The 24,379-nt window shown below is 60.5% G+C and carries 31 protein-coding genes; 10 read left to right on the top strand and 21 right to left on the bottom strand.

Going from position 1 to position 24,379, the window contains the following annotated elements; genetic code table 11:
* Positions 1 to 98: 98 nt before the first annotated feature.
* The 5 genes from ccrA to Q1A32_RS01675 all read left to right on the top strand — a co-directional run bounded on the left by ccrA (position 99) and on the right by Q1A32_RS01675 (position 4,791).
* Positions 99 to 1,379, top strand: coding sequence for a crotonyl-CoA carboxylase/reductase (gene ccrA / locus Q1A32_RS01695; protein WP_299648626.1), 1,281 nt, complete (start codon positions 99 to 101; stop codon positions 1,377 to 1,379).
* A gap of 215 nt (positions 1,380 to 1,594) precedes the next feature.
* Positions 1,595 to 1,801, top strand: a complete 207-nt coding sequence (locus Q1A32_RS01690; RefSeq protein ID WP_299614278.1) for a hypothetical protein — start codon at positions 1,595 to 1,597, stop codon at positions 1,799 to 1,801.
* Positions 1,737 to 2,468, top strand: coding sequence for a LuxR family transcriptional regulator (locus tag Q1A32_RS01685; RefSeq protein ID WP_299610155.1), 732 nt, complete (start codon positions 1,737 to 1,739; stop codon positions 2,466 to 2,468). The genes Q1A32_RS01690 and Q1A32_RS01685 overlap by 65 nt, the downstream gene beginning before the upstream one ends.
* A 113-nt stretch (positions 2,469 to 2,581) precedes the next feature.
* Positions 2,582 to 3,217, top strand: a complete 636-nt coding sequence (locus tag Q1A32_RS01680; protein ID WP_299648622.1) for an acyl-homoserine-lactone synthase — start codon at positions 2,582 to 2,584, stop codon at positions 3,215 to 3,217.
* Positions 3,218 to 3,258: 41 nt separating this feature from the next.
* Positions 3,259 to 4,791 carry an ATP-dependent RecD-like DNA helicase gene (locus Q1A32_RS01675; RefSeq protein ID WP_299648619.1) on the top strand — a complete coding sequence of 511 codons (1,533 nt, stop codon included), beginning with the start codon at positions 3,259 to 3,261 and terminating at the stop codon, positions 4,789 to 4,791.
* On the opposite strand, the gene Q1A32_RS01670 is transcribed toward Q1A32_RS01675, so the two are convergent.
* The 3 genes from Q1A32_RS01670 to Q1A32_RS01660 form a co-directional block, all read right to left on the bottom strand.
* The gene (locus Q1A32_RS01670; protein WP_299648616.1) at positions 4,788 to 5,540 is read right to left on the bottom strand and encodes a TIGR02186 family protein; all 753 of its coding nucleotides are present in this window, start codon (positions 5,538 to 5,540) and stop codon (positions 4,788 to 4,790) included. The genes Q1A32_RS01675 and Q1A32_RS01670 overlap by 4 nt on opposite strands.
* Complete coding sequence (locus Q1A32_RS01665) at positions 5,540 to 6,457, bottom strand: sulfite exporter TauE/SafE family protein (protein ID WP_299610164.1); 918 nt, start codon at positions 6,455 to 6,457, stop codon at positions 5,540 to 5,542. The genes Q1A32_RS01670 and Q1A32_RS01665 overlap by 1 nt, the downstream gene beginning before the upstream one ends.
* Before the next feature lie 117 nt (positions 6,458 to 6,574).
* Positions 6,575 to 6,898, bottom strand: coding sequence for a hypothetical protein (locus tag Q1A32_RS01660; RefSeq protein WP_299648613.1), 324 nt, complete (start codon positions 6,896 to 6,898; stop codon positions 6,575 to 6,577).
* Between Q1A32_RS01660 and Q1A32_RS23980 the strand changes: the two genes are divergently transcribed.
* Positions 6,851 to 7,126, top strand: coding sequence for a helix-turn-helix domain-containing protein (locus Q1A32_RS23980; protein ID WP_366141188.1), 276 nt, complete (start codon positions 6,851 to 6,853; stop codon positions 7,124 to 7,126). The two genes, Q1A32_RS01660 and Q1A32_RS23980, sit on opposite strands and share 48 nt — an antisense overlap.
* On the opposite strand, the gene Q1A32_RS01655 is transcribed toward Q1A32_RS23980, so the two are convergent.
* The 9 genes from Q1A32_RS01655 to Q1A32_RS01615 all read right to left on the bottom strand — a co-directional run bounded on the left by Q1A32_RS01655 (position 7,108) and on the right by Q1A32_RS01615 (position 14,567).
* Complete coding sequence (locus Q1A32_RS01655; RefSeq protein WP_299648610.1) at positions 7,108 to 8,223, bottom strand: ABC transporter permease; 1,116 nt, start codon at positions 8,221 to 8,223, stop codon at positions 7,108 to 7,110. The genes Q1A32_RS23980 and Q1A32_RS01655 overlap by 19 nt on opposite strands.
* 4 nt (positions 8,224 to 8,227) lie before the next feature.
* Positions 8,228 to 9,358, bottom strand: coding sequence for an ABC transporter permease (locus Q1A32_RS01650; protein ID WP_299648608.1), 1,131 nt, complete (start codon positions 9,356 to 9,358; stop codon positions 8,228 to 8,230).
* Between the two features lie 3 nt (positions 9,359 to 9,361).
* The gene (locus tag Q1A32_RS01645; RefSeq protein ID WP_299648605.1) at positions 9,362 to 10,957 is read right to left on the bottom strand and encodes an ABC transporter ATP-binding protein; all 1,596 of its coding nucleotides are present in this window, start codon (positions 10,955 to 10,957) and stop codon (positions 9,362 to 9,364) included.
* Positions 10,954 to 11,310: a nuclear transport factor 2 family protein gene (locus Q1A32_RS01640; RefSeq protein WP_299648602.1), complete on the bottom strand. Its 357-nt coding sequence runs from the start codon at positions 11,308 to 11,310 to the stop codon at positions 10,954 to 10,956. The genes Q1A32_RS01645 and Q1A32_RS01640 overlap by 4 nt, the downstream gene beginning before the upstream one ends.
* Positions 11,311 to 11,382: 72 nt before the next feature.
* Positions 11,383 to 12,378 carry a BMP family protein gene (locus Q1A32_RS01635; RefSeq protein ID WP_299648599.1) on the bottom strand — a complete coding sequence of 332 codons (996 nt, stop codon included), beginning with the start codon at positions 12,376 to 12,378 and terminating at the stop codon, positions 11,383 to 11,385.
* A 198-nt stretch (positions 12,379 to 12,576) separates the two neighbouring features.
* A complete protein-coding gene (gene rimI, locus Q1A32_RS01630; protein WP_299648596.1) occupies positions 12,577 to 13,023 on the bottom strand; it encodes a ribosomal protein S18-alanine N-acetyltransferase in 447 nt (148 codons plus the stop codon).
* On the bottom strand, positions 13,020 to 13,595 hold the full coding sequence (gene tsaB / locus Q1A32_RS01625; protein WP_299648593.1) for a tRNA (adenosine(37)-N6)-threonylcarbamoyltransferase complex dimerization subunit type 1 TsaB: 576 nt from the start codon (positions 13,593 to 13,595) through the stop codon (positions 13,020 to 13,022). The genes rimI and tsaB overlap by 4 nt, the downstream gene beginning before the upstream one ends.
* Positions 13,592 to 14,014 carry a GFA family protein gene (locus Q1A32_RS01620; protein ID WP_299648590.1) on the bottom strand — a complete coding sequence of 141 codons (423 nt, stop codon included), beginning with the start codon at positions 14,012 to 14,014 and terminating at the stop codon, positions 13,592 to 13,594. The genes tsaB and Q1A32_RS01620 overlap by 4 nt, the downstream gene beginning before the upstream one ends.
* The gene (locus Q1A32_RS01615) at positions 14,004 to 14,567 is read right to left on the bottom strand and encodes a NifU family protein (protein ID WP_299610190.1); all 564 of its coding nucleotides are present in this window, start codon (positions 14,565 to 14,567) and stop codon (positions 14,004 to 14,006) included. Before Q1A32_RS01615 ends, Q1A32_RS01620 begins: the two co-directional genes overlap by 11 nt.
* Positions 14,568 to 14,745: 178 nt before the next feature.
* Here Q1A32_RS01615 and Q1A32_RS01610 point away from each other — a divergent pair, with 178 nt between their 5' ends.
* Positions 14,746 to 17,151, top strand: a complete 2,406-nt coding sequence (locus tag Q1A32_RS01610; protein ID WP_299648587.1) for a Hint domain-containing protein — start codon at positions 14,746 to 14,748, stop codon at positions 17,149 to 17,151.
* Here the strand turns inward: Q1A32_RS01610 and Q1A32_RS01605 are convergent.
* The 4 genes from Q1A32_RS01605 to Q1A32_RS01590 all read right to left on the bottom strand — a co-directional run bounded on the left by Q1A32_RS01605 (position 17,148) and on the right by Q1A32_RS01590 (position 19,423).
* On the bottom strand, positions 17,148 to 17,603 hold the full coding sequence (locus Q1A32_RS01605) for a universal stress protein (RefSeq protein ID WP_299610196.1): 456 nt from the start codon (positions 17,601 to 17,603) through the stop codon (positions 17,148 to 17,150). The genes Q1A32_RS01610 and Q1A32_RS01605 overlap by 4 nt on opposite strands.
* A gap of 67 nt (positions 17,604 to 17,670) precedes the next feature.
* Complete coding sequence (locus Q1A32_RS01600; protein ID WP_299648584.1) at positions 17,671 to 18,267, bottom strand: 2-hydroxychromene-2-carboxylate isomerase; 597 nt, start codon at positions 18,265 to 18,267, stop codon at positions 17,671 to 17,673.
* On the bottom strand, positions 18,260 to 19,123 hold the full coding sequence (locus Q1A32_RS01595) for a branched-chain amino acid aminotransferase (protein WP_299648582.1): 864 nt from the start codon (positions 19,121 to 19,123) through the stop codon (positions 18,260 to 18,262). The genes Q1A32_RS01600 and Q1A32_RS01595 overlap by 8 nt, the downstream gene beginning before the upstream one ends.
* A gap of 60 nt (positions 19,124 to 19,183) precedes the next feature.
* Positions 19,184 to 19,423 (bottom strand): hypothetical protein, encoded by a 240-nt coding sequence (locus Q1A32_RS01590; protein WP_299648579.1) that lies wholly within the window; start codon positions 19,421 to 19,423, stop codon positions 19,184 to 19,186.
* A 122-nt stretch (positions 19,424 to 19,545) separates the two neighbouring features.
* Here Q1A32_RS01590 and Q1A32_RS01585 point away from each other — a divergent pair, with 122 nt between their 5' ends.
* Positions 19,546 to 20,256: a M48 family metallopeptidase gene (locus tag Q1A32_RS01585; RefSeq protein WP_299610930.1), complete on the top strand. Its 711-nt coding sequence runs from the start codon at positions 19,546 to 19,548 to the stop codon at positions 20,254 to 20,256.
* Here the strand turns inward: Q1A32_RS01585 and Q1A32_RS01580 are convergent.
* The gene (locus Q1A32_RS01580; protein ID WP_299610207.1) at positions 20,253 to 20,549 is read right to left on the bottom strand and encodes a hypothetical protein; all 297 of its coding nucleotides are present in this window, start codon (positions 20,547 to 20,549) and stop codon (positions 20,253 to 20,255) included. The two genes, Q1A32_RS01585 and Q1A32_RS01580, sit on opposite strands and share 4 nt — an antisense overlap.
* 91 nt (positions 20,550 to 20,640) lie before the next feature.
* Here Q1A32_RS01580 and Q1A32_RS01575 point away from each other — a divergent pair, with 91 nt between their 5' ends.
* Positions 20,641 to 20,991, top strand: coding sequence for a YigZ family protein (locus tag Q1A32_RS01575; RefSeq protein WP_299648576.1), 351 nt, complete (start codon positions 20,641 to 20,643; stop codon positions 20,989 to 20,991).
* A 75-nt stretch (positions 20,992 to 21,066) separates the two neighbouring features.
* Positions 21,067 to 21,327: a DUF6455 family protein gene (locus Q1A32_RS01570; protein WP_299610213.1), complete on the top strand. Its 261-nt coding sequence runs from the start codon at positions 21,067 to 21,069 to the stop codon at positions 21,325 to 21,327.
* Here the strand turns inward: Q1A32_RS01570 and Q1A32_RS01565 are convergent.
* The 4 genes from Q1A32_RS01565 to rimO form a co-directional block, all read right to left on the bottom strand.
* Positions 21,319 to 21,951 (bottom strand): hemolysin III family protein, encoded by a 633-nt coding sequence (locus Q1A32_RS01565; RefSeq protein ID WP_299648573.1) that lies wholly within the window; start codon positions 21,949 to 21,951, stop codon positions 21,319 to 21,321. The two genes, Q1A32_RS01570 and Q1A32_RS01565, sit on opposite strands and share 9 nt — an antisense overlap.
* Positions 21,952 to 21,998: 47 nt before the next feature.
* Complete coding sequence (locus Q1A32_RS01560) at positions 21,999 to 22,382, bottom strand: thiol-disulfide oxidoreductase DCC family protein (RefSeq protein ID WP_299648570.1); 384 nt, start codon at positions 22,380 to 22,382, stop codon at positions 21,999 to 22,001.
* 52 nt (positions 22,383 to 22,434) lie between these two features.
* Entirely contained in the window at positions 22,435 to 22,782 is a 348-nt protein-coding gene (locus Q1A32_RS01555) for a hypothetical protein (protein ID WP_299648567.1), read from the bottom strand.
* A gap of 181 nt (positions 22,783 to 22,963) precedes the next feature.
* Positions 22,964 to 24,334: a 30S ribosomal protein S12 methylthiotransferase RimO gene (rimO, locus tag Q1A32_RS01550; RefSeq protein ID WP_299648564.1), complete on the bottom strand. Its 1,371-nt coding sequence runs from the start codon at positions 24,332 to 24,334 to the stop codon at positions 22,964 to 22,966.
* Positions 24,335 to 24,379 lie beyond the last annotated feature (45 nt).

The raw sequence follows: 24,379 nt of genomic DNA, 5'->3' as shown, positions 1-24,379 counted from the left end.
GGTAAATCTTGGTTGCTTTGTTGCGTGAACGGCCATATTCAGCCTTAACGCAGTCGATTCTGCACTGCGGCACAGAATTTTCAGCCCGGAGGCTTAAAATGGCACTCGACACCAGCATCGCGTCCTACGACGCACCCGAAAAAGACCTCTATGAAATGGGTGAGATCCCTCCCATGGGCTATGTCCCCAAGCAAATGTATGCATGGGCGATCCGTCAGGAACGGCATGGCGAACCTGATACGGCCATGCAGCTTGAAGTCGTTGATGTGCCGACATTGGACAGTCACGAAGTGCTGGTGCTCGTGATGGCCGCGGGCGTGAACTACAATGGTGTCTGGGCAGCCCTTGGTCAGCCCATCAGCCCGTTTGACGGCCACAAGCAACCCTATCACATCGCAGGCTCCGATGCTGCAGGCATCGTTTGGGCCGTAGGCGACAAGGTCAAGCGCTGGAAGGTCGGCGACGAGGTTGTCATTCACTGCAACCAGGATGACGGCGACGATGAACACTGCAATGGCGGCGATCCAATGTATTCGCCCAGCCAGCGCATCTGGGGTTACGAGACGCCAGACGGCTCCTTTGCCCAGTTTACCAACGTGCAGGCGCAGCAGCTTATGCCGCGACCCAAGCATCTGACGTGGGAAGAAAGCGCCTGCTACACGCTGACACTCGCCACCGCGTACCGGATGCTCTTTGGACATGAACCGCATGACTTGAAACCCGGCCAGAACGTTCTGGTCTGGGGCGCGTCAGGCGGTTTGGGGTCCTACGCCATCCAGCTGATCAACACGGCGGGTGCGAATGCGATTGGCGTGATCAGCGACGAAAGCAAACGTGACTTTGTGATGGATCTGGGCGCCAAGGGCGTTCTGAACCGCAAGGACTTCAATTGCTGGGGCCAACTGCCAACGGTTAACACGCCCGAATATGCGGACTGGTTCAAAGAGGCGCGCAAGTTCGGCAAGGCGATCTGGGAGATCACCGGCAAGGGCAACAATGTCGACATGGTGTTCGAACACCCCGGCGAGGCGACATTTCCCGTCTCGACTTTCGTCTGCAAGAAGGGCGGCATGGTCGTGATCTGCGCGGGCACCACCGGGTTCAATTGCACTTTTGACGTTCGCTACATGTGGATGCACCAAAAGCGCCTGCAAGGCAGCCACTTTGCCCACCTGCAGCAGGCGTCGGCCGCAAACCACCTGATGGTCGAGCGTCGCCTTGATCCATGCATGTCCGAAGTGTTCGCCTGGAGCGATTTGCCGGAGGCGCACATGAAGATGCTGCGCAACGAACACAAGCCAGGCAACATGTCCGTGCTGGTTCAAGCGCCGAAGACGGGTCTGCGCACACTTGAGGACGCATTGGACGCGCGTCGTTAACCGTTCACACGCTCAGGCAGAGTATAAACGCTCGCGAATCACCCCACGGTGTCGCGGGCGTTTTTGCGTTCTGAAGGCGATGCAATGGGATCAACAGGTTGGAAATCTCGCCCTCGCTATTTCTGGGGAGGGGAAATGAGTGAATTTTCAAGGCAAGTTAACACATGCTATAGTTGTGTTAACCTTTCATTAACCACTCGAGAGTGAGTCTGACCATGAGAAGTGACTGGATACTGGACGTTCTGACCGACTTGAAGACTTTTGCACGAACCAACGACATGCCCGCACTTGCAGAGCAGTTGGATGACACAGCAATCGTCGCAATGGCCGAGATCGCCGCGATTAAGGAAACCAAAGATGGTCAGCACCACGACGGCGAGGCAGCCGTTGGAACCTATTTTGGAGGATTTGGAACAAGCTGAAGGGCTTGCCGCCCTACAGGCGGCGTCCGAGGCAATCCGCAACCACTACAGGATAGATCATGTGGTATACCACTGGGTCGACTCCGCCGGGGACCAATATGGGTGTGGAACGTATTCGGATGATTGGCGTGATCGATATCTGGAACACAACTATCTGCGTATAGATCCGGTGATCCTGGGGTGCTTTCAACGATTTCACCCCGTGGATTGGAAGCGGCTGGATTGGAGCAGTAAGCCCGCGCGCACGTTTCAGGCGGAAGCCATAGAGCACGGTGTCGGGAACCAAGGGTTTTCGGTGCCGATCAGGGGCCCGAACGGTCAGTTCGCGCTCTTTACAGTCAGCCACTCATGTGACGATGAAACTTGGGCAGAATGGACAGAGGCGCACCGCCGTGACCTGATCCTGATCGCTCATACCTTTAACGAAAAGGCGCTCGATTTCGAACCGGATCGTGCGCCAGAACAATCCCAGTCGCTCAGCCCGCGCGAGGTTGATGCGATGACCTTTCTGGCCATGGGGTACAGCCGCGCGCAGGTGGCCGACACATTGTCGATTTCGGAGCATACCCTGCGTGTCTACATCGAAAGCGCCCGCTTCAAACTGGGCGCAATGAACACGACACACGCCGTCGCGCGCGCCATGAGCCGCGGCTTGATTGTTGTATGACACCTCCTGTTGCCGATTTTGGCAACACATCGCACGCGTGTATGTATAGACGTTAACGCACGCACCGGTAGTGTTTCGGTCATACCTGCCCCGGTCTGACAAGGAGTACTCCGATGCTGCGTTACGTCTACGCTTCCGATTTGTGTGATCACCCCAAACTTGCCCGTACCATGTTTCGCGATCGTGCGGATCAGTTCAAAACCCGTCTTGGGTGGGATGTACATGTGGACAAGGATGGGTGCGAGCGTGACGAGTACGACGGTCTGAACCCGCTTTATGTCATATGGGAAGAGCCTGACGGCTCGCACGGAGGCTCCATGCGTTTTCTGCCGACGACGGGCCGCACGATGGTGAACGAACACTTCGGCGACCTGATGTCCGGCCCCATCACCAGCCCCGTGATCTGGGAATGCACGCGCTTTTGCCTGACGCGCGGCGCTGGCAGCCACGTTGCCGCCGCGCTTATGCTTGGGGGCGGCGAGATCATGCAGAATTTCGGCGTTGAACACTTCGTCGGCGTCTTTGATGCGCGCATGGTCCGTATCTACCGGATGATCGGGTCGTCGCCCGAGGTGCTTGGCAGTACAGGAACGGGCAAAGACCAGATTAGCGTTGGCCTTTGGCATTTCGATGATCAGGCGGCCGCCGCTGTCGCGGACCGCGCTGGCGTCCCGCTCGAACGTTCTCGCCAGTGGTTTGACCGCGCATTCGGAACCACGTTGCGTCGGGAACTCGCGCGCACTGCGTGATCCTGCTGGCACCTGCCGCGACCCGGCTATAGGGTCGCGGCATGTCCACCGAGCTTGCACTTTCTGATGATCAGGCGTCCGCCTTTGACACGGTAACAGAGATGTTGCGGGGGGCCGGAATTGATCTGGACGACTCCCTTTTGATGCCGCCGAAATCCTCGGCCACATCTGTCATGGCGATCACGGGCAAAGCCGGTTCCGGCAAAACACTTCTGCTCTCTGAACTCTACAAGGCGCTCGAAGCTGCTGGGGTAGAGGTCGTGTCAGGCGACTACGAATCCCGAAAACGCAAGGACCGCCGCACGCTTGCCATCCTTGCGCCAACCAACAAGGCGGCAAGTGTCCTGCGGTTCCGTGGCGTACCAGCCACCACGATCCACCGCATCCTCTATACGCCTGTTTATGACCCGGAATATGAACGCATCGCCGAATGGCTTGCCGGCAATGGCGACCGACCCGAGGTGGAGGGGCTGACCGATCAGGCGCTTGACCGGGCCCATGCGTTCTACCAGACGAACAAATCCATTCCCGGCGCGCTGGCCGCGGCAGGTTTGCGGGGAAGTGACTTTATCACTGGTTGGAAACGACGGGAGGAACCGCTTGATATCGGCTTCATCGATGAATCCTCGATGCTTGACGACAAACAGTTCGAAGACCTCAAGGAGATATTCCCGACCCTGCTGTTGTTCGGCGATCCCGCACAGCTGGCACCTGTAAACCAATCGGGGACGATGGTCTTTGACAAGCTACCCGAAAAACGCGTCATGAACCTGGGTCGCGTCCACCGTCAAGCCGCCGACAACCCCATCCTTGATCTGGCGCATGCGCTCGCTGACCCACAGGTCGACTTTCATCAATTCGAGACCATGGTGGAAGAGGCAGCGGCCCGCGATGAACGCGTCGTGTGGGGGCAACGGGTTGAAGTTGACCTGATGGCCCGCAGCCCGGTCCTTGTCTGGCGCAACGCCACACGCATTCGCCTGATCAACGCATTCCGCGCAGTATACGAGGCACCCGACGACCGGTTGATCGAGGGCGAGCCGCTCATTTGTGACGGCTTGGAACTGCCGCTCAAGCATCGCAAGAAACGGCTCGATCTTGAAGCGCGCGGCCTCATCAAAGGCGCGCAAGTCGTTTTTCTGGGGGAAGGGCGCAAGCCCGGGTTCTCTCGCCTGCATGTCATCGGTGCTGAGGACCCGCAAGTGTCGGCTGCGTCAATTGTGAAGATAGAAAAACCCGACGAAGAAGAGCCATTTATCCCCTACGCGGCCCGCATGGGCGCCACCTTTCTCCATGGAGCGGCGGTAACGATCCACAAGGCGCAGGGCAGCCAGTGGGACACGGTGCAGGTCTTTGCCCCTGATCTTTTTGTTGCGGCGCGGATGAACCGGACCGAAGCCGGACAGCCGTTGTGGAAGCGCCTCGCCTACGTCGCCATCACCCGCGCGCAGGATCGCCTCATCTGGGTGGTGCGCAACCGACTGTCGAAGCCCTGTGGACCGCTTAGAGTTGATGATTTGCGCAGTGTGCCTGCCGCGACCCTGACGCTGGCGCCAGAAGAGCCCGAAGTCTAATTACGCAAAAGGGAAAACGCAGCCGATGCGCCCCAACCGGCAATGATTGCGATGGCTAGGGACATGATCCCGTACCAGAAAGGGTTCTCGCGGCTGAGCGCGAACAACCACCGCTCCAAGCCGACCTTGCGCACATCAATCGCCGTCTCGTAGCTGGACACGACCTGCCCTTCGCGGGTCAGGAATATGCGGGTTTCATAGACCCCTTCGGTCAGCGCCGCTGGTAGACGGATACGCGTACGGAAAAGCGTATCCTGATCAACAACGACCTGATCCTCCAGCACCTGATAGGTGCCTGCATTGGTGTTGATGCGGATCAGCGCAGCCACAAAGGTACTGGCATCCAGAACGGTTTCCGGCGCGCCGACACTGTTGAGCATGCTGGGGATCGACACCTTGTGTTGCAGGTTGTCACGAATGCCCAACACCTCATCCATCGGAGCACTTGTCGCAACGGCGTAGTAGCTGGGTGCGCCGTCAATCTCGACCGCGTCGGCGTTGATCCAAATGCCGAACCGGCGTTCCTTGCGGCGTACTGTGACGGGCTCGGGTGGGCCGGATATCGTGACAATGACGCCAAGCTCGCCCTCCGGGATCGGAGCCTCGCGTTTGACCGCGCCAAAGATAAGGATCTCGGATCCATCGAAACTGGTGGTGATCGCGACTTCGTCCTGGCTCAGGCCCAACACGACCTCTTCGGCCCATGTCGGGAACGCGAGCAGCACGAAGAAGGCGAACCACCGGATCATCAATGCCCCTCCACCGCGCCGATGGAGAACAGCTCGGATGGCATGACCAGCAGATCAAAGGCCAGTTTGCCGCAGACGGCCAGCACCATGATCGCCAGCAGGATGCGCAGCTGCTCCGCCTTCATCCGGACGCCGATGCGCGTGCCGATCTGGGCGCCGATGACACCACCCACCAACAACAGCACCGCCAGCACGACGTCGACGGTATAGTTCGTTGTGGCGTGCAGCATGGTGGTGAATGCTGTGACAAAGATGATCTGAAACAGCGACGTGCCCACAACCACCTTGGTCGGCATGCCCAGCAGGTAGATCATGGCAGGCACCATGATGAACCCGCCGCCGACACCCATGATGGCGGCAAGAATGCCCACAACCAACCCAACCAGCAGCGGTGGAATGACCGAGATATAAAGGCCCGACACCCGAAAGCGCATCTTGAACGGCAATTTGTGGATCAACCCATGCTTCTTGCGCTTGGGGATCGCAGTGCCCTTGGCGGTCTTGCGGATCGCGTTCAGGCTTTCGATGAACATCAGTCCGCCAATGACGCCAAGAAAGACGACGTAGCAAAGGCGCACCAGCAGATCGACCTGACCCAGGGACTTCAGATAGTTGAAGATCAGCACGCCCAGTGCCGCTCCTATGAGGCCGCCAATCAGCAACACGACCCCCATTTTCAAATCAACGGTCTTGCGTCTGAGGTGGGCCAGTACACCCGAGAAGGAAGAGGCCACGATCTGGTTTGCTTCGGTCGCCACAGCCACCGCCGGAGGGATGCCGATGAAGAACAACAGAGGCGTCATCAGGAAGCCGCCGCCCACGCCAAACATGCCAGACAGGATGCCCACCATGCCGCCCAGTCCCAAAAGCAGGAACGCGTTGACCGATACCTCGGCGATGGGCAGGTAGATTTGCATGTTCCCTGTTAGGACGGGGGCGGATCGGAAATCAAGATGTCACGCCGCCGCGCAGCAATCTGGGGCTAAGATAATCGCAAAACTGGACCTACGAGTGGCTCACGCGCCGTCCCGGCCCTATCGCACGTCCGCGCGGAAGGTGCCCGCCCCGGATCCGTTCCCGGTCCCGTTGAAGCGGATCAGGTACCGCACACCAATGGCTTGCGGTGATTCCCCCTGCCAATCGGCCGTCAGGTGCACTGTCGCAAGGACGTTGCCGATGCCCGTCCAAATGCAGTAAGACCCCGACGCCGTAAGACTGCGTGTCGCGTCGTCCAACGCGACGGGTGCTTTTGCGCAAGTTGCGGGAATGCCATTGATGCGCATGTTAAAATCCGCCTCGCCTGCACGCTGATGATCCTGCGTGACCTGTTTCGTGACGGAACGTGCAAGTTTCAGCATTTCGACGCACAGAAACGCGGGTTTTCACCTAACACCGCATCTGCGCGGTTGAAGTCGCTTGTGGATCGCGGGTTTCTCCAGACGGCGGTCTATCAGGATCACCCGCCACGTTACCACTACAGCCTGACAAAAGCGGGCCACGCTTTGGGACCGGTCATGACCGCCATGTACGATTGGGCCGGCGGAACGTCGGACTATACGCCGCCGTCTCAGCGTTCTTTGACGTAAGGCTCGCCCCCGGCGCGCGGCGGGATCGCCTTGCCGACGAAACCGGCTAGGATCACCACGGTCAGGATGTACGGCAGGGCATCCAGTAACTGAACCTGCACCTTGAAGCCCAAAGCGCCCTCGATAATGTCCGGCCGCAATGCAATGGCTTGCAGATACCCAAACAGCAACGTCGCCCACAGCGCGTGCCACGGGCGCCATTTGGCAAAGATCAATGCGGCCAATGCGATAAAGCCACGGCCCGCCGTCATGTCCTTCACAAAACCCGCTTGCAGACCTGTCGCCAGATAAGCCCCCGCAATGCCGCACAGAACACCGCAAATGCCCACCGCCACAAAGCGCAAGCCCACGACAGAGACCCCTGCCGTGTCGACCGCCGCCGGGTTCTCACCCACAGCGCGCAGGCGCAGGCCAAAGCGCGTGCGGAACAGCAGCCACCACGTGCCAGGAACCGCCAACAGAGCGACATACACGAGGATGGAGTGGCCCGAGATCAGCTCGGCATAGATCGGGCCAATGAACGGCACGCCGCTCAAGGTCTCGGCGAAGGGCAGGGTAATCGGCTCGAACCGCCCGCCACCAATCAGGGATGGCGTGCGCCCGCCCTGTTGAAACCAGTCTTGCGCGATCAGCACCGTCATACCCGCAGCCAGAAAGTTGATCGCTACGCCGGAAATCAACTGGTTGCCCCGGAAGGTGATCGAGGCAAGGCCGTGAACGAGTGAAAGAAAAAGGGAAGCACTGACCCCCGCCAGCACTCCAATCCACACTGCGGGCAGCCATCCCGAAACGCCCGCAAAGAAGCGGCATGTTCCTGAACAACCCTCGGCTGCGCTTTGGGCTGTGGCTTGATCATTGTTGGCGACTGCGTCTGCCACGGCTTGGGCGACTTGCTCCGCGTTCTCGGCATTGATCGTTACAAGAGCAGCAATCGCAGCCGAGAAAAACGCGGCAAACAGCATCTTGCCTTCAAGGCCGATATCAAAAATCCCCGCCCGCTCCGAAAACAGACCGGCCAGACAGGCCAGCAAAAGTGGCGTCGCCAGACGCACGGTCGAGTCCAGAACGGAAAGGTCGAAGAGCGCGAGAATATCCATGGGTCTACTCCGCAGGCTCTGTGGGTTTGCGATCAGGCTTTGGCGCGCGGGCCATACGCGCCGCGAGGAATATCTTCTCCAGCGGCATCCGCACCATGTTGTCCAGCGCACCCGTAAAGAGGATCACCAGCGCCTGGATCACCACAATCAGCTCACGCGGGATCGACGTCCACAGCGCCAGCTCGGCCCCGCCCTGGTACAGAAATCCGAACAGGATCGCCGCCAGAAACACCCCAAACGGATGGCTGCGGCCCATGAGTGCGACAGCAATCCCGATAAAACCCGCGCCTTCAACAGCGTTCAGCACCAGCCGCTCGGCTTCACCCATCACGTTGTTGATGGCCATCATGCCCGCCAGCGCACCCGAGATCAGCATGGCAATCATGGTGATGCGCACAGCGCCAATACCCGCATATTTCGCGGCCCGCCCTGATTTGCCATAGGACCGGATTTCCAGACCCAAAGGCGTGCGCCAGATCAGCAGCCAGACCAGAACGCAGGCAATCATCGCGATGACAAGCGACACGTTGGCAGGGGCTGCCTTTGAAAAGTTGATGCCGATGGGGGCCAGCATCTCGTGCAGGTTGGGCAGGTGCACCGTCTCGACAAAGCGTGCGGTGGCCGGGTCCATACTGCCTGCGGGGCGCAATTGGTTCACCAGCATGTAGTTCAGAACGGCGGCGGCAATGAAGTTGAACATGATCGTCGTGATCACGATGTGACTGCCGCGCTTGGCCTGCAGATAGGCCGGGATCGCCGCCCAAAGCGCGCCAAAAACAGCCGCCCCCGCCGTGGCAGCCAGCAGGGCAATGGTCCAGTGCGGCCATGGAATAAACAGCAGAACCAAAGCAACACCAAGGCCGCCCAGCATGGCCTGACCTTCACCGCCGATGTTGAACAACCCGGCATGAAAGGCCACCGACACGGCCAGCCCGGTGAACATGAAATTGGTGGCGTAATACAGCGTGTAGCCCCAGCCATAGGTCGACCCGAGCGCGCCGGTGATCATCAGGTTCACCGCGGCCACCGGATCTTCGCCGATGGCCAGAATGACCAGTGCCGACAATATCGCGGCAAGGATGAGAGAGATCAGCGGAACAAGGATCACCTCGGCCCATTTTGGCATCACGTCCATGGTTCAGACCTCCTTTGACGCGTCGCCATGCGCGTGGGCCAGATTGGCTTCGATCTCGGCCATCGTATGTGGGGCGTCGGTGTCCGTGATCCCGGCCATGAGCAGCCCCAGTTCTTTTTCATTGGTGTCCGCTGTCAGGCGTTCACCCATAATCTGTCCGTCGAACATGACGGCCACGCGGTCGGCGAGGCCCAGGATTTCCTCAAGCTCGACCGACACAAGCAGGATCGCCTTGCCCTGATCGCGCAGGGCCACAATCTGTTGGTGGATGAACTCGATCGCACCGATGTCCACACCACGCGTGGGCTGTCCGATTAACAACAGGTCCGGGTTCCGCTCGATCTCGCGCGCCAGCACGATCTTTTGCTGGTTCCCGCCCGAGAAATTCTTGGCCGCCAGATGCGGGTGCGGCGGGCGCACGTCAAAACGCTCCATCTTGTCGGCTGTATCCGCCTTGATCGCGGCATTGTTGCTGAGCAGGCCCGAGGTGTAGGCCGCGTCCCGGTGATAACCAAAGGCCGTGTTTTCCCACGCGGCGAAATCCATGATCAGCCCTTCGCGCTGCCGGTCCTCCGGAACATGGGCGATGCCACGTGCCCGACGCGAACGCCCGTCAGAATTCTTGCCCGTCAGGTCAATGGGTGCGCCGTTCAGCGTGATCGTGCCAGACCCGGTGGCATAGCCCCCCAACACTTCCAGCAGTTCGGATTGACCATTGCCCGCAACCCCTGCGATGCCCAGAATTTCGCCCGCTCGCACTTGCAGATCAATGCCGCGCAGACGCTCAACCCCTTGTTCGTCCACGACTTTCAAGTTCTTGACGTCCAGGACCACATCTCCGGGCGTGGCCGGTGCCTTGTCTACACGCAGCAACACTTTGCGGCCCACCATCAACTCGGCCAACTCTTCGGGGCTTGTCTCGGCCGTCTTGACCGTGGCCGTCATTTCGCCCCGGCGCATCACGCTTACAGTGTCGGTGATCTCCATAATCTCGCGCAGCTTGTGGGTGATCAGGATGATCGTCTTGCCCTCTTCCTTGAGGCGCCCAAGGATACGGAACAGCTGGTCGGCCTCGGCGGGCGTCAGCACACCCGTCGGCTCGTCGAGGATCAGGATATTGGCTTGCCGGTACAGGGCCTTCAGGATTTCAACGCGCTGTTGCATGCCCACGCCGATTTCTTCGATCACGGCGTCCGGATCGACCTTGAGGTCGTATTCCTTTTCCAGCTCCAGCAGGGTCTTGCGGGCTTTTGACAGCGACGGTTTCAGCAACCCGCCGTCTTCGGCACCCAGAATGATGTTTTCCAGAACGGTGAAGTTCTCGACCAGCTTGAAGTGCTGGAACACCATGCCAATGCCTGCCGCGATGGCGGCCTGACTGTCTGGAATCTCGGTCTTGTTGCCCGAGATGAAAACCTCGCCCGCATCGGCCTTGTAAAAGCCATAGAGGATCGACATCAGCGTGGATTTACCCGCGCCATTTTCGCCGATGATGCCGTGGATCGTGCCGGGCATCACGCGGATCGAGATGTCCTTGTTGGCTTGCACGGGGCCAAAGGCTTTGGAAATGCCTTTGAGTTCGATGGCGGGGGCGGTCATGCGGTGTCTTCCGTTCCCATAAAGCCGACCATGCGCGTCAGTTTGCCGTCGGCGTCGTGGTCGATGAAGTATTGCACGGTTGCCATTGGCGCGCCATCGCGGGTCAGGTCAAGGGTGACGCGTGTGTGGGTGTTGTGCGTTGATGACCCGGTCACTTTTACCGCGGCGCCAGGCACACGGTCGGTGAATACGGTCAGAAATTCCAGAAAGGCAGGCACACCCTGATAGGGGTGCGGCGCGTGTGGATCTGCGTAGTAAAAGTCGGGGTGCAGCGCCGGTGTGACCAAAGCCGCACGCGCCGTTGCGTCCGGCTCGCCCCAGGCGTCGAATACGGTTTGTAGGTCGATGCTCATGCTGCGCCCCGTCTTAATGAGGGGGCCGCGCCACAGGTTATGCGGCACGGCCCATTCAGTTGTTCAACCGGATCAGAAGTTCAGTGCAGGGCAGCTGTCATCCGACATGTAGTCATGCACGACCAGTTCGCCGCTGGCGATCTTGTTCGATGCTTCGTCGACAGCGTTGCGCATGGAATCGCTCACCAGATCGGCGTTGTGCTCGTCGAGCGCATAGCCCACGCCGCCATTGGCCAATCCCATGACGTTAAAGCCGGTTTCCATGTCCACACCATCGGTGAACGCCTGATGAACGGCATTGTCCACGCGCTTCATCATCGAGGTCAGAACCTTACCGGAGTGCAGGTAGTTCTGGTTGCTGTCCACGCCGATGGACAGGATGTCCTCGTCTGCTGCGGTTTGCAGAACACCAACACCGGTGCCGCCAGCCGCTGCATAAACCACGTCAGCGCCTTGAGAAATCTGCGCTTTGGTCAGCTCGGACCCTTTCACCGGGTCGTTCCAGGCCGCAGGTGTTGTACCGGTCATGTTTGCGATGACGTTGGCATCCGGGTTCACGGCCTTCACGCCCTGGGCGTAGCCACAGGCGAACTTGCGGATCAGTGGGATGTCCATGCCACCGATAAAGCCAACAGTGCCGGACTCGGATGCCGTGGCGGCCATCATGCCCACCAGATACGAGCCTTCGTGCTCATTGAAGACAACCGAACGGACGTTCGGTGCATCCACAACCATGTCGATAATGGTGAACTTGGTGTCGGGATAGTCTGCCGCCACCTGACCCAGAGCGTCAGCAAAGGCAAAGCCGGCCATCACGATGGGGTTGGCACCGGATTCGGCAAAACGGCGCAGGGCCTGCTCGCGTTGGGCTTCGGATTGCAGCTCTATCTCGCGGAAGCTGTTGCCGGTTTCATCGGCCCAGCGTTTCGCACCGTTGAAGGCTGCTTCGTTGAAGGATTTGTCGAACTTGCCGCCCAGATCGAAGATCAGCGCGGGTTCGGCCAGCGCAGCACCTGCGGACAGGGCAAGGGCCGCGGTCGCGCCAAGGAATTTCTGCATCATGGTCATGTATCAGGTCTCCCAGTTTATCATGGTTGGGGCAGGGGCAGCGGGCCACCCACGCCCGGGATCAAAAGATCATACGGGATTAGGCCGCAGGGCCACGGTGGGGTCAACCGCTTTTTAACCATTTGGGGGCGCACAGACGGGGCTGACCTTGCGCAAAGCTGCATGGTTAGGCGGGACGCTGTCTGCGGGTATCCCGTGTCACGGTTGGCTGTGGCGCACAGGCTTTTCTGCAACGGAATTGAGCAACCTCGCCCGCATGACCAACGCGTCGGTGTGGCCGTCTGCGCGTTGATAATATGACGTCCGCGTCGCAATGATTTCAAAGCCTTGGCGCCCGTAGAGCGCGATTGCGGCCGCGTTGTCCGACGCAACCTCCAGAAAGGCGCTGGCACAGGTTCGGGCGGCTTTTGCCATCCAACCACGCATCAAGGCGGCACCAATGCCCTGACCCTGATGCCCGGGATCCACGGCGATGGTCAGCAACTCGGCTTCATCTGCAATGCCACGCCACAGGGCAAACCCATGCGCCGCCGTCTCCAGATGCGTGAGGGGATTCGCCAACAGGTCCGCCAATTCCTGTGCCGACCATGGCCGTTCATTCACGAAGGCTGCGGCGTGCAGGTCCGACAGGTTTTGTGGTGTCATGACAGGATTGGCGGCGGCGCATCGCGCGCCGGTGCGGCGTCGGGCGCCCGGATGTAAAAGGGCGCGGGCGCAGGGGCCTTGCCTGGCCAAAGTGTTACCGCATGCAAGGCAATGGCCGCCGCAATCTCTGCCGGGGCGGGGGGCGGTGCCGTGTTCTCGACCTCCGCAAGCGGCAGCAAACGCGGCGTCGCACCGTCCATGACATAGGCCATATCGCGCGGGGCCGGGATGGCCACGCGGGCGTCGTCCTGTGCCAACCGACCGCGCGCTTCGAACCCGGTCACACCGTATGCAGGACAGCCCAGGCCAAGGGCCAGACCGCGCGCCGCCGACACGCCGATACGGATGCCGGTGAAGTTGCCGGGGCCCGTTCCCACGGCCAATGCATCGAGATCGGCCCAGGTGACGTGCTGATCGGCCAAAAGCTCTTCCAACAGACCCATCAACCGCTCGGCCTGCCCCCGCGCCATTTCTTCGCCAACCGACACCAACACCTGATCGCCCCGCACCAAAGCGGCCGCGCAATGCGCAGCAGAGGTGTCAAAGCCAAGGATCAGCGGAGGAACGTTCATTCTGACGCACTATTCAATGCGCCGCGCGCGGATCCGCCCGCTCGGGGCAGGTCGTCAGCAATATGCAACCATGGCAGGGCGCTTTGTGCGTGGCTGTGCATCGCAGGTGCCAATTGCTCCACCTGATCAATGATGCCGACAGGCACGTAAACCTGACCCGGCAGATAATCGAATGCCGCCCCCAGCGGGGCATGACAGGTGGGACAGGTCCAGCGTTCGACTGTTGGCACGGCACGAAACGCATCGGGCAATTGGTCAATCACATCCGCGCGGTCCACGGCGGCAAAGGCGGCAACGGGTGCGCCTGTCCAACGGCGGCAGTCGCTACAATGGCAATAAGCCACCGTGATGGGTGGCTTATCCAGCGTCAGTCGGGACGCGCCGCAATAGCACCTTGCCGTAAGGGCGTCAGACGGCAACCGGGCGCACCTCGGTCACTTCGGGGATGTAGTGGCGCAGCAGGTTCTCGATCCCCATCTTCAGCGTCAGGGTCGAGGACGGGCAGCCCGCGCAAGCGCCTTGCATATGCAGATAGACAACGCCGCGATCAAATCCGTGGAAGGTGATGTCACCGCCATCTTGCGCCACGGCAGGCCGCACGCGGCTGTCCAGCAATTCCTTGATCTGGCCCACGACAACGGCGTCTTCGCCATCATGCTCGGCGTGGCCAGAGGCTGGCGCATGTCCGTCATCCATAACCGGCTGACCGGACTGAAAATGCTCCATGATCGCGCCCAGCAGGGCAGGCTTGATGTGGTCCCAATCCACGGCATCGGCCTTTGTCACGGTGACGAAGTCGGCACCGAAGAACACACCGGTCACACCTTCTACTGCAAAGACACGCTGCGCCAGCGGCGACTTCTCTGCCGCCTCGGCAGTCGGAAAGTCGGCGGTCCCCATGTCCAGCACGGTCTGACCGGGAAGGAACTTGAGGGTGGCGGGGTTCGGCGTGGATTCAGTCTGAATGAACATGGGACAACTCCTGAGCGTTACACTCGGATATGCGGTTCGCAGGGGCGAGTGTCAAGGTTTGGAATGATTCTAAGCTATTCGCGGCGAGTCGGCCATACCTATAAAATTTTCCCTTTAACTGACCGTTCGGGCTTGGCGACTACAGACGCTGCAAGAGCAGGTAGCAAAGGGTCATGACATGGCCAATTACACAGTCGGCGGTTACGCAACGGACGCCTTTTTCACGACGCCCGAGGGCGATCTGATGCTCGACCCGGATTTCGACGCAAGCGAGGATGCGCTGCGCTACGAGATCACGGAGTCCGACGGCGGCGTCTTGTTTGAAGGCGATGATGAGAATGATGAGGTGGGCCCGGGCGACCAGTTTGCCGACAAATACGATGCCCAGGGAAACCTGGTGGCCTCAGGTGACGTCTATCTCGAAGAAAGCTGGACGCTGACGGACGGCCTCGGCAACACGATCATGCTTTACAAGGTCGAAAGTGCCGGGTTTCATTCCGGCTGGGTGGCCGACGGCTCGATCACGCCGGGTACGGCTTACACACTCAGCGGCCCGACCAACGTCACCCTATCGAATTCACCGCGATACGACGATCTGATCGCGCCCACCGATGATCCTGACAATGCCAATACCTATCAGGGCGGAACCAATAACGATGTCCACCGGACGGGCGCGCAGAACGACACTGTCTATGGGGATGCCGGTGACGATCAGATCGACGGGGGCGAAGGCAACGACAACCTCTACGGCGGCGACGGCAGCGACACAATCGATGGCGGTGGTGGTGACGACTACATCGCCTACGGTCGTGGCGGGGACTCCGTGCGCGGCGGCGATGGCAACGACATCATCGACGAAGAGGGCGGCGAACCCAATTACGACTACGACGACACCATCGATGCCGGTGCAGGCGACGACTCGGTTTACTCCGGTTGGGGGGACGACTCGATCGATGGGGGCACCGGGAACGATGTTATCTATTCATCCGAAGGCAACGACACTGTCCACGGTCAGGATGGAAATGATCTGATCTACGCAGATGATGGCGATGACTCGATCACCGGCGGCGAAGGAGACGACCAGATTTTTGCCGGTAGCGGCGCAGACACGGTCGATGGTGGCGGCGGCAACGATCAGATTGAGGGCAGGCACGGCAACGACTCCATCGACGGAGGAGCCGGCAATGACACGATCCTTGGCGAGGACGGCAATGATGAGATCGATGCCGGGGACGGAGAAGACTCTGTCGAAGGCGGCAGCGGTCAGGACACGATCTATGGCGGTGCCGATGACGACACGATCCGTGGCGGCGCGGATAACGACGAAATCTATGGTGGGTTCGATAATGACGATCTGCACGGCGAAGATGGCGACGACACGATCGACGGCGGCGATGGCGCGGACACGGTTCAGGGCGGCTCGGGTGCGGATGTGTTGTCAGGCGGGGCGGGCGACGACTCCGTCACCGGCCAATTCGGCAACGATTCCATCGAAGGCGGCGCGGGCAACGACTCCCTTGCCGGCAACGCCGATGACGACACCGTCCGCGGGGGTGATGGCGATGACCTTGTAAATGGTCAGGACGGCAACGACAGCCTTGATGGCGGGGCAGGGCACGACACGCTTGATGGCGGCGTGGGCAATGACCAGCTGGACGGTGGTGACGGCAATGACCGGTTGGATGGCGGGTCGGGCGATGACACGCTTACCGGGGGCGCGGGCGACGACACCTTTGTTCAGTCGCAAAACGGCAGCACGCTCGTCACTGATTTCGACATCGGGGATGCGAATGGGGACGGGGTCTATAACGACCAACTGGACGTGTCCGAACTTCAAACGCCCGATGGGCGGTCGATCCATGCTTTCGACGTCGTTGTCACCGATGATGGTGCCGGCAACGCCCGGCTGACATTTCCCGAGGGTGAAACAATCGTGCTGCAGGGCGTCTCGCCCGCCCAAATGTCGTCGGCCCAGCAACTGAACGCGGCGGGCATCCCCTGCTTTACCGAAGGCACGCGGATTGCCACCGCAAGGGGGGCAATGCCGGTCGAGGCTTTGCGACGCGGCGACAGGGTGCAGACCCGCGACAACGGCATGCGGGCCATTCGCTGGATCGGTACGCGCGACGTGAACCAGCACGAGCTTGCAGCCAACGCGATGCTGCGCCCAATCCACATCGCGCCCGGCACGTTTGGCAACACACGGTCGCTGCGCCTGTCCGCGCAACATGCCATCGCGCTTGAGGCATCGGCGGGTACGGCACGACTGGTGAGGGCTGGTCACCTTGCCCGTATGCGCGGGGGGATGGTGCGTGTCGCCCAAGGGGTACAGCAGGTGACCTACTATCATCTGCTGCTCGACAGTCACGACCTGATCATGGCCGAAGGGGTGGCCTGCGAAAGCTTCTATCCGGGGCCATGGGGCCTGCTGTCGCTTGGTCCGGCAGCCACTCACGATCTGATCCGCATGATGCCCAACCTGCGGGCTGCCCCGGTGGCCCACAGCTACGGGCCGACGGTACACCCTGTCGCGGCCTTTGGCGGCTTGCCCGACACCGTGCGCGACCTGCGCGCCTCGGCCTAGGTGATGGCTTCGAGCTTTTCCTTGCTCAGATCACCGGGCACGATGGTCATGGGAATGGGCAACGCGCCCGCGCTGCGGCTTAACTGCGTGACCAACGGGCCGGGGCCTTTCTTGTCGGTGCCTGCCCCCAGAACCAGCACGCCAATCTCGGGATCATCATGGACCTGCGCCATGATCTCATCCACAGGCTGACCCTCACGAATGACCAACTCGGGGTCGATCCCCTGCTTGTCGCGCATCCACTTGGCAAACACCTCGAAATGCGCGTGGATGCGCTCGCGCGCTTCCTCTCGCATGACGGCACCCACACCGATCCAGTGATTGAACTCATCGGGCGGAATGACGGACAAGATCGCAACCCCGCCGCCCGTGTGGCTGGCTCGCATCGCGGCAAAGCGCATCGCGTTCAGGCATTCGCGGCTGTCATCCAGCACCACCAGAAATTTGCGCATCTCTTCCTCCGCTCGGGCACATCGGCACAATGACCCAAGGCCCAGCCTCACGCAATCCCGCGTATTTTCACGCAGCGCGGGCGTAAGCCAGCGCCTGCTCCAACCTGTCATTGCCCCAGAACAGCGTGCCGTCTACCAGAAAACTGGGGGCCCCGAACAAGCCGTGCTCCAATGCATCCTCGGTCGCACTGCGCAGTGCGGCCTTGCCGTCGGGCGCCATCGCCGCGGCAACAACAGCCGCCGCATCCTGTCCGATCTCCGTCAGGATAGCCGCAATCACGGCATCATCGGCGATATCGCGATCATCCGCAAAATTCGCATGATAAACGGCGCGCACAAACGATCCGACCCACGGGGCATCGGCATGTGCAGCTGCAACGCGCGCGGCCAACAGGCTGCCACGCGGAAAGGAAGACGGTTTGCGAAACGGCAGGCCAAGATCGGAACAGCACCGATCCATATCGGTACACATGTAAGCGCCTTTGACCGGGAACATGTTGAACGGGGAATCGGTCATGCCCTGCGCGCCGAATACGGGGCCCAACAGGAACGCGCGCCAGATCAGCGGCACGCCCGCCCCTGCACAGGCGGCCTCGACCCGGGCGGCACTGAGATAGCTGTAGGTGCTCGCGAATTCGAACCAGAACTCGACCGGCTTAACCATCGTTGGCGGCCCAGTCCCAGTACATCTCGCGGACACGCCGGGTGACAGGGCCAATCTGATAGGACGTATCCTCGAACCCTGACACAGGTGTCACCTTCATCATGTTGCCAGACAGGAACACCTCGTCGGCATCCTCAAAGTCTTCAAACGTCAGCACTTTCTCGACGACCTCCATGCCGTCCGCGCGCATGTTCGACATGTGACGGGCGCGGGTGATGCCTGCAAGGAACGTGCCATTGGGAATGGGGGTGAAGACCACTCCATCCTTGATCATGAACACATTTGCCGTGGCACTTTCAGCGACATTGCCCATGGCATCCGCAACCAATGCATTCTGGAACCCGCGTTTGCGCACCTCGGCCAGCATCCGCGCGTTGTTGGGGTACAGGCACCCAGCCTTGGCATTGACCACGTTGTCCTCCATGACCGGGCGGCGAAACCGGGTGCGGCCCAAAGTGACAGAGGTCGAGGGATCGGCCATCGGGATCGCTTCGAGACAGATGGCAAAGCCGGTGGCATCCGCCTTGGGAACAATGCCCGACGCATCGCCATCAAGGCCCCAGTACATGGGTCGGATGTATATGGCGTCGTTGGGGCCATACGCTTTCAGCCCTTCCGTCACGGCATCCACGATATCGTCGCTGGCAATGGTGGGGGTGATCATCAGCGCCTCGGCAGACCGGTTCACGCGGGCGCAGTGCAGCGCCAGATCAGGCGACCGTCCGTCAAAGCAACGCGCGCCATCGAACACCGTGCTGCCGACCCAACTGCCATGATCGGCTGCGCGCATGATGGCGACATCCTCATCATGCCATGCGCCTTCATAGAACGTGCGGATATTGGTGCCGGTCGCCATCGTGTTCCTCCCTGAATTGCCGCGCAGGCTATCAGAGACAGGTCAAGGGTCCAGACCTTTTCAACGGCTTTCCCTGCGCAGCTGATACACACCTTCGGGAAGGTCCAGTGCGGCGGCCAGATCCCTTGCCTGTTCAGGCGACAGGGTGATCTTGACCATGGCATCGCTGCGCGGGTCGTATTGTTCAACGGTGATCACCTCCGCAAAGGCGTTTATCACTACGTCTTCCTGCAAAGGGGCGGTGCCATCGTCCACAAGGGTGATCACCGATGCGTCGAATTCGTGCTCGATTGTAAACATGTCCGAAACCTATGGCATGAGCGATGCGTTGCAAAGGGGCACACGGCTGCGTGATCGGGGCTGGCAGCCGCCCGCGTGCATGATACAGTCCAGCCTCAGTCGCAAGAAAGGACACCGCCTTGATCATTCGCCTCATGGCCGCGTTGACGACCCTCGCTTTCGTTGCTGCATGTGACGACATCGTTGTGACATCTGCACCCTCGGGCGGGCCTGCGCCCGTTGTACAGGACGTGCCAGACGAATTGCGCACGCGTGGTCAATCCGTCCGTGCCTTTGCTGATGTTGTGCAGCGTGTCGAGCCGATCGCGGAACGCGAATGCCGGTCGCGGACAAGCGGTGTAAATTGCGATTTCAAGATTTTGGTTGATGACCGTGCAAACGCCCCCTCGAACGCGTTCCAAACGCTGGATGACAACGGGCGACCCATTCTGGTCTTTACCCTGCGCCTGATCGATGAGGCGCGCAATGCGGACGAACTGGCCTTTGTGATGGGCCACGAGGCCGCGCATCACGTTCGCGGTCACATTGCCCGCCAGCGCGAGAATGCCGCCGCAGGCGCCGTGATCTTCGGTGGCCTTGCGACCCTTGCAGGCACTGACCCCGAAGCCGCCCAACGGATCGGCGCACAGGTTGGCGCGCGGACCTACTCCAAGGATTTTGAGCTAGAGGCCGACGCGCTGGGCACCGTGATCACCGCGCGGGCAGGATATGACCCGGTGCGCGGTTCGCAGTTCTTCAACCGCATCCCGGATCCCGGTGACCGCTTCCTCGGCACCCACCCGCCCAACGCGCAACGCATCGAAACGGTGCGCCGCACGGCGGCAGGGCTTTAGACAGCCGGGCTTTCCGCGATTGTGTTGTACCGGCGTCTGCGCAAGCGGATCAGGATGCCGATGATCGACATCGCCACCCAGAAGATCTGGATCAGCGCCGACGCCAGGTTGAAGCTGGTCATCAGCCCCAAAAGCACGCAGGTCGCGGCGATCAGGTTGATGCAGAAATAGGTCAGGCAATCGCCGCTGAGGCAGCGTGTGGTCAACAGCCCGTAATTCATCACATAAAGGGCAAACCCCAATATGCCGATGACCTCGAAAATGTGCATGGTCTCAAGCAAAGAATACGTCATTGGAAATACCCGATGTGAAAATGGTCTTGGTCGTTCAATGCAATATGACTAGCACGTACGCGTCCGCTTGTCGGGTCCGGGAATCCAGACCTTGAAGCGGCTTGGACACATCCTGACGGACCGCGGATCCAAGTATGCCGTGTCGGGCTGTCCGGTCGCATCGCGGGCAGATGTGGATGCCGCGCTCAAGGCGCTGAAACGGGATCGGGCCTATGCCAAGGCCACACATAATACATGGGGCGCGATCCTTGGTACCGGTGGGCCAATCAAGGGGGACGACGGCGAAGCGGGCGCGGGAATGGTCATTCTGCGCATGCTCGAACGCGAAGGGCTGACCGATCACCTGATCATCGTGACCCGGTGGTATGGTGGCAAACATCTGGGCGGCGATCGGTTCAGGCACGTACAAGCATGCGTGCGGGCCTATCTCGACGGACTTTGACGTGGATCAATGCAGGCGTTCACGCGCCTTGCCACATTGGGCGCATCCTAGGCACCGACCCAAAGGGAACACCCCATGACTGATGCCCGATTGAAGACACATGCCGACCTTGTTGACCGCATGGCCGCCGCACGCGGCGTGGACCTGCAAGAAGCCGCCATGCGCGCCCATCTGACACCCGGTGATATATCCGATCTCGTGATGCGTTGCGCGGGCTGTACCAAGCCCGACACATGCGCCGCATGGCTTGATGCGCAAGCGGGTGCTGTCTCGGAAACTCCGGGCTATTGCCGCAACGCCGAAGCCTTTGCAGACCTCGCCCGTCGCTCAGGCTGATACGCCCAACGCGACGGCCCCGAAAAAGCAGCCGGAGGCGGCCAGCACGAACGCGTGCCAGATTGCGTTCTGAAACCGCAACGCCTTGGCCGCGTAAAATACCGTGCCCAGAGTATAAAGCCCTCCGCCCGCCGCAATCAAAGCGACGGACACGCCGGGCAGGTTCTGCCACATCGGCCAGATCAACAGCACGCTCGCCCAACCCATCGCCAGATACAGCGCCAGCGATCCACGCGAGTCCGTGGCCCAGAAACTCAGCTTTGCCACGGCGCCCAGAACGGCGACCAACCACACGGCAGCCAGCACCATGTAGGCAAAGGCCGACCCGATCAGTACAACCAACGGCGTGTATGTCCCCGCGATTTTCAAGTATATCGCCGCATGATCAATCCGGTGAAACACAGGCCGCGACGCCTCCCACGGGAGAAGGTGATAGGCGGCAGAGGCTATCAGCGCAAAAATCGCAAAGCCCGCATACACACTTGTTGCCGCAATTTGCGCTGCGCCCTGGGTTTGCACCACCTGCACAAGCAGCATGGCCCCGGCGGTCATACCCGCGCTGACACCAAGAACATGCACTGACGCATCGGCCAGCGTTTCACGAAGAGAGTAAGGATAAGGCATAAGCTGCAGCCTGACGTGTCAAAGACCTGCAGTCTAGGCACAACTCCTCACGAATTGGTTGACGTTGCTGCCGCCTGACGCCGCAGATGCCAGCGATAGATCAGCGGCGCCAAAACGTGGTCATAGGTCTTGCACGCCAGCCAATGAACCCCGGGCAGCGACACGATCCGGGCCAGCCAATGATAGCGTGGCATGTCCTGCCACAGCACGATGAAAGCGGGAATACCGGAATACATCTGCCCATCCTTGAGCACATATAACCGCTGTGCTGCCTGATCGCGATCCAAGCCCCAATCGGCCATCTCGGCCCGGTTCAAATCCTCAAACCGGATCGGCAGCGCGCGATCCCCGCTATACTTGGCATAGTGGTCGATCTCGAAGCTGCAGACCGGGCATTCGGCGTTGTAAAGCACTCTGGTGTCATCGCTCATGAGGGACAGTTAGGGCGTAGCGCAGGCCACTCCACAGACAAAGCGCCGCAGTTCAACGGGGTCTGTTGCCGTCGATCCACCGCGACATCATCACCTTGTCCTTGAAACATTCCGCCGGGATCTGGCGGCGCTTCAGACGGGCGATCCGTTCGGCGAACTGTACCTGTTTGGCGCTGGGATAGGCGTCAAACCGACCCGCAGACGCCTTGGGCCTTACAGCATCAATCCAGGCAGAGAGGCCCGTTTTGCTGCGCAGAAGCGACGCGGGCAGCGCGCGCCCCGTCTTGGCGGCCAAAGACCGGGCGTAGGCAATTTGCTTGTCCGTCGCGGGCGCGGTCTCCAGTGGAAGCGTAGCCTGCACAGGCTCAAACAATCCGGGAAGCGTGGGATGTATGGACATGTCTGTTCTCCTACGGTGGAGAACAAATATAGAACATTAACCAAATATTGCAAGCGTGGGAGGGCGCACGACACGTGCGCCTTACGGACGTCGGTGTTGGTGTAAGGCGCATCTCGATGCGCTTAGGTGGCCAAAGACCTCTCTGGATGACGCCAACCTGTAACGCGGATCTTGATCCGCTTTACACCAACCGCCCCCACAGATCGTAGTCGCCTGCTTCGTCGACCTCGACCGTGACAATATCGCCGGGGCGTAAGTCTTCGAAGCCTTCGTCGATGAACAGATTGCCGTCGATCTCGGGCGCATCTGCCTTCGTCCGGCAGGTTGCGGCCTCGTCATCCACTTCGTCCACGATCACGTCCATGCGGTGGCCCACCTTGGCGGCCAGCTTGGCTTCGGAAATGGCGGCAGCTTTCTGCATGAACCGCTCCCACCGGTCCTGTTTGACATCCGGCGCAACGTGATCGGGCAACGCGTTCGACCGCGCGCCCTCCACGTTTTCATATTGGAAGCACCCGACCCGATCCAATTGCGCCTCGTCCATCCAGTCCAGCAGGGTTTGAAACTCGTCTTCCGTCTCACCGGGATAGCCGACGATAAAGGTCGACCGCAACGTGATGTCGGGGCATATGTCGCGCCATTCGGCAATCCGATCCAATGTCCGCTCGGCGGCAGCGGGTCGCGCCATCCGGCGCAATGTGTCGGTGTGGGCATGTTGGAAAGGAATGTCGAGATATGGCAAGACCAATCCGTCCGCCATCAATGGAATAAGCTCTCGGACATGTGGATAAGGATAAACGTAGTGCAGTCTTGTCCAAGCGCCAAGTGACCCCAGATCGCGGGCCAGATCGGTAATATGGGCGCGATGGCCGTGAGTCTCTGCATGTTTGACATCCACGCCATAGGCCGAGGTGTCCTGGCTGATGACCAGCAATTCCTTCACCCCTGCCTCAACCAGTTTTTCGGCCTCGCGCATGACCGCATGCGCAGGGCGCGACTGCAACCGCCCACGCATATCGGGGATGATGCAGAACTTGCACTTGTTATTGCAGCCTTCTGAAATCTTGAGATAACTGAAGTGCCGGGGCGTCAGGGAGACGCCGCGCGCAGGCAACAGATCGACAAACGGGTCGGGGTCCGGCGGAACCGCACTGTGCACAGCATCCAGAACCTGCTCGTATTGATGCGGACCGGTCACGGCCAGCACCTTTGGATGTGCACCGGTGATGTATTCGGGTTCGGCCCCCAGACAGCCCGTCACGATGACCTTGCCGTTCTCGTCCAGCGCCTCGCCGATGGCCTCGAGGCTTTCCGCCTTGGCGCTGTCCAGAAACCCGCAGGTGTTCACGATCACCGCGTCCGCGCCGGTGTAGTCAGGCGAGATACCGTACCCTTCGGCCCGCAATCGGGTCAGGATACGTTCGCTGTCCACCAATGCCTTGGGGCAGCCAAGGCTGACCATCCCGATAGTCGGCTGTCCGGGCCGGCGGGTGCCGTCCAGGGTGGCTTTGGGGGCAAGGTCAGGGCGGAGGTCTGGTGGGTTTGTGCTCATGTCGTGCCTCATAAGTGAACTCAGGGCTCGGGAAAAGGGTTGGGG

The sequence above is a fragment of the uncultured Tateyamaria sp. genome (assembly GCF_947503415.1).
Lineage (GTDB): Bacteria > Pseudomonadota > Alphaproteobacteria > Rhodobacterales > Rhodobacteraceae > Tateyamaria.
Note: the sequence above shows the minus strand (reverse complement) of the source record. Positions and strands in the feature narration are given on the sequence as shown.

Bases quoted from the DNA above. Each gene is read 5' to 3' on its own strand.
- ccrA (WP_299648626.1), top strand. From the start codon at position 99: ATGGCACTCGACACCAGCATCGCGTCCTACGACGCACCCGAAAAAGAC.
- Q1A32_RS01690 (WP_299614278.1), top strand. From the start codon at position 1,595: ATGAGAAGTGACTGGATACTGGACGTTCTGACCGACTTGAAGACTTTT.
- Q1A32_RS01685 (WP_299610155.1), top strand. From the start codon at position 1,737: ATGGTCAGCACCACGACGGCGAGGCAGCCGTTGGAACCTATTTTGGAG.
- Q1A32_RS01680 (WP_299648622.1), top strand. From the start codon at position 2,582: ATGCTGCGTTACGTCTACGCTTCCGATTTGTGTGATCACCCCAAACTT.
- Q1A32_RS01675 (WP_299648619.1), top strand. From the start codon at position 3,259: ATGTCCACCGAGCTTGCACTTTCTGATGATCAGGCGTCCGCCTTTGAC.
- Q1A32_RS01670 (WP_299648616.1), bottom strand. From the start codon at position 5,540: ATGATCCGGTGGTTCGCCTTCTTCGTGCTGCTCGCGTTCCCGACATGG.
- Q1A32_RS01665 (WP_299610164.1), bottom strand. From the start codon at position 6,457: ATGCAAATCTACCTGCCCATCGCCGAGGTATCGGTCAACGCGTTCCTG.
- Q1A32_RS23980 (WP_366141188.1), top strand. From the start codon at position 6,851: ATGATCCTGCGTGACCTGTTTCGTGACGGAACGTGCAAGTTTCAGCAT.
- Q1A32_RS01660 (WP_299648613.1), bottom strand. From the start codon at position 6,898: ATGCTGAAACTTGCACGTTCCGTCACGAAACAGGTCACGCAGGATCAT.
- Q1A32_RS01655 (WP_299648610.1), bottom strand. From the start codon at position 8,223: ATGGATATTCTCGCGCTCTTCGACCTTTCCGTTCTGGACTCGACCGTG.
- Q1A32_RS01650 (WP_299648608.1), bottom strand. From the start codon at position 9,358: ATGGACGTGATGCCAAAATGGGCCGAGGTGATCCTTGTTCCGCTGATC.
- Q1A32_RS01645 (WP_299648605.1), bottom strand. From the start codon at position 10,957: ATGACCGCCCCCGCCATCGAACTCAAAGGCATTTCCAAAGCCTTTGGC.
- Q1A32_RS01640 (WP_299648602.1), bottom strand. From the start codon at position 11,310: ATGAGCATCGACCTACAAACCGTATTCGACGCCTGGGGCGAGCCGGAC.
- Q1A32_RS01635 (WP_299648599.1), bottom strand. From the start codon at position 12,378: ATGACCATGATGCAGAAATTCCTTGGCGCGACCGCGGCCCTTGCCCTG.
- rimI (WP_299648596.1), bottom strand. From the start codon at position 13,023: ATGACACCACAAAACCTGTCGGACCTGCACGCCGCAGCCTTCGTGAAT.
- tsaB (WP_299648593.1), bottom strand. From the start codon at position 13,595: ATGAACGTTCCTCCGCTGATCCTTGGCTTTGACACCTCTGCTGCGCAT.
- Q1A32_RS01615 (WP_299610190.1), bottom strand. From the start codon at position 14,567: ATGTTCATTCAGACTGAATCCACGCCGAACCCCGCCACCCTCAAGTTC.
- Q1A32_RS01610 (WP_299648587.1), top strand. From the start codon at position 14,746: ATGGCCAATTACACAGTCGGCGGTTACGCAACGGACGCCTTTTTCACG.
- Q1A32_RS01605 (WP_299610196.1), bottom strand. From the start codon at position 17,603: ATGCGCAAATTTCTGGTGGTGCTGGATGACAGCCGCGAATGCCTGAAC.
- Q1A32_RS01600 (WP_299648584.1), bottom strand. From the start codon at position 18,267: ATGGTTAAGCCGGTCGAGTTCTGGTTCGAATTCGCGAGCACCTACAGC.
- Q1A32_RS01595 (WP_299648582.1), bottom strand. From the start codon at position 19,123: ATGGCGACCGGCACCAATATCCGCACGTTCTATGAAGGCGCATGGCAT.
- Q1A32_RS01590 (WP_299648579.1), bottom strand. From the start codon at position 19,423: ATGTTTACAATCGAGCACGAATTCGACGCATCGGTGATCACCCTTGTG.
- Q1A32_RS01580 (WP_299610207.1), bottom strand. From the start codon at position 20,549: ATGACGTATTCTTTGCTTGAGACCATGCACATTTTCGAGGTCATCGGC.
- Q1A32_RS01570 (WP_299610213.1), top strand. From the start codon at position 21,067: ATGACTGATGCCCGATTGAAGACACATGCCGACCTTGTTGACCGCATG.
- Q1A32_RS01565 (WP_299648573.1), bottom strand. From the start codon at position 21,951: ATGCCTTATCCTTACTCTCTTCGTGAAACGCTGGCCGATGCGTCAGTG.
- Q1A32_RS01560 (WP_299648570.1), bottom strand. From the start codon at position 22,382: ATGAGCGATGACACCAGAGTGCTTTACAACGCCGAATGCCCGGTCTGC.
- Q1A32_RS01555 (WP_299648567.1), bottom strand. From the start codon at position 22,782: ATGTCCATACATCCCACGCTTCCCGGATTGTTTGAGCCTGTGCAGGCT.
- rimO (WP_299648564.1), bottom strand. From the start codon at position 24,334: ATGAGCACAAACCCACCAGACCTCCGCCCTGACCTTGCCCCCAAAGCC.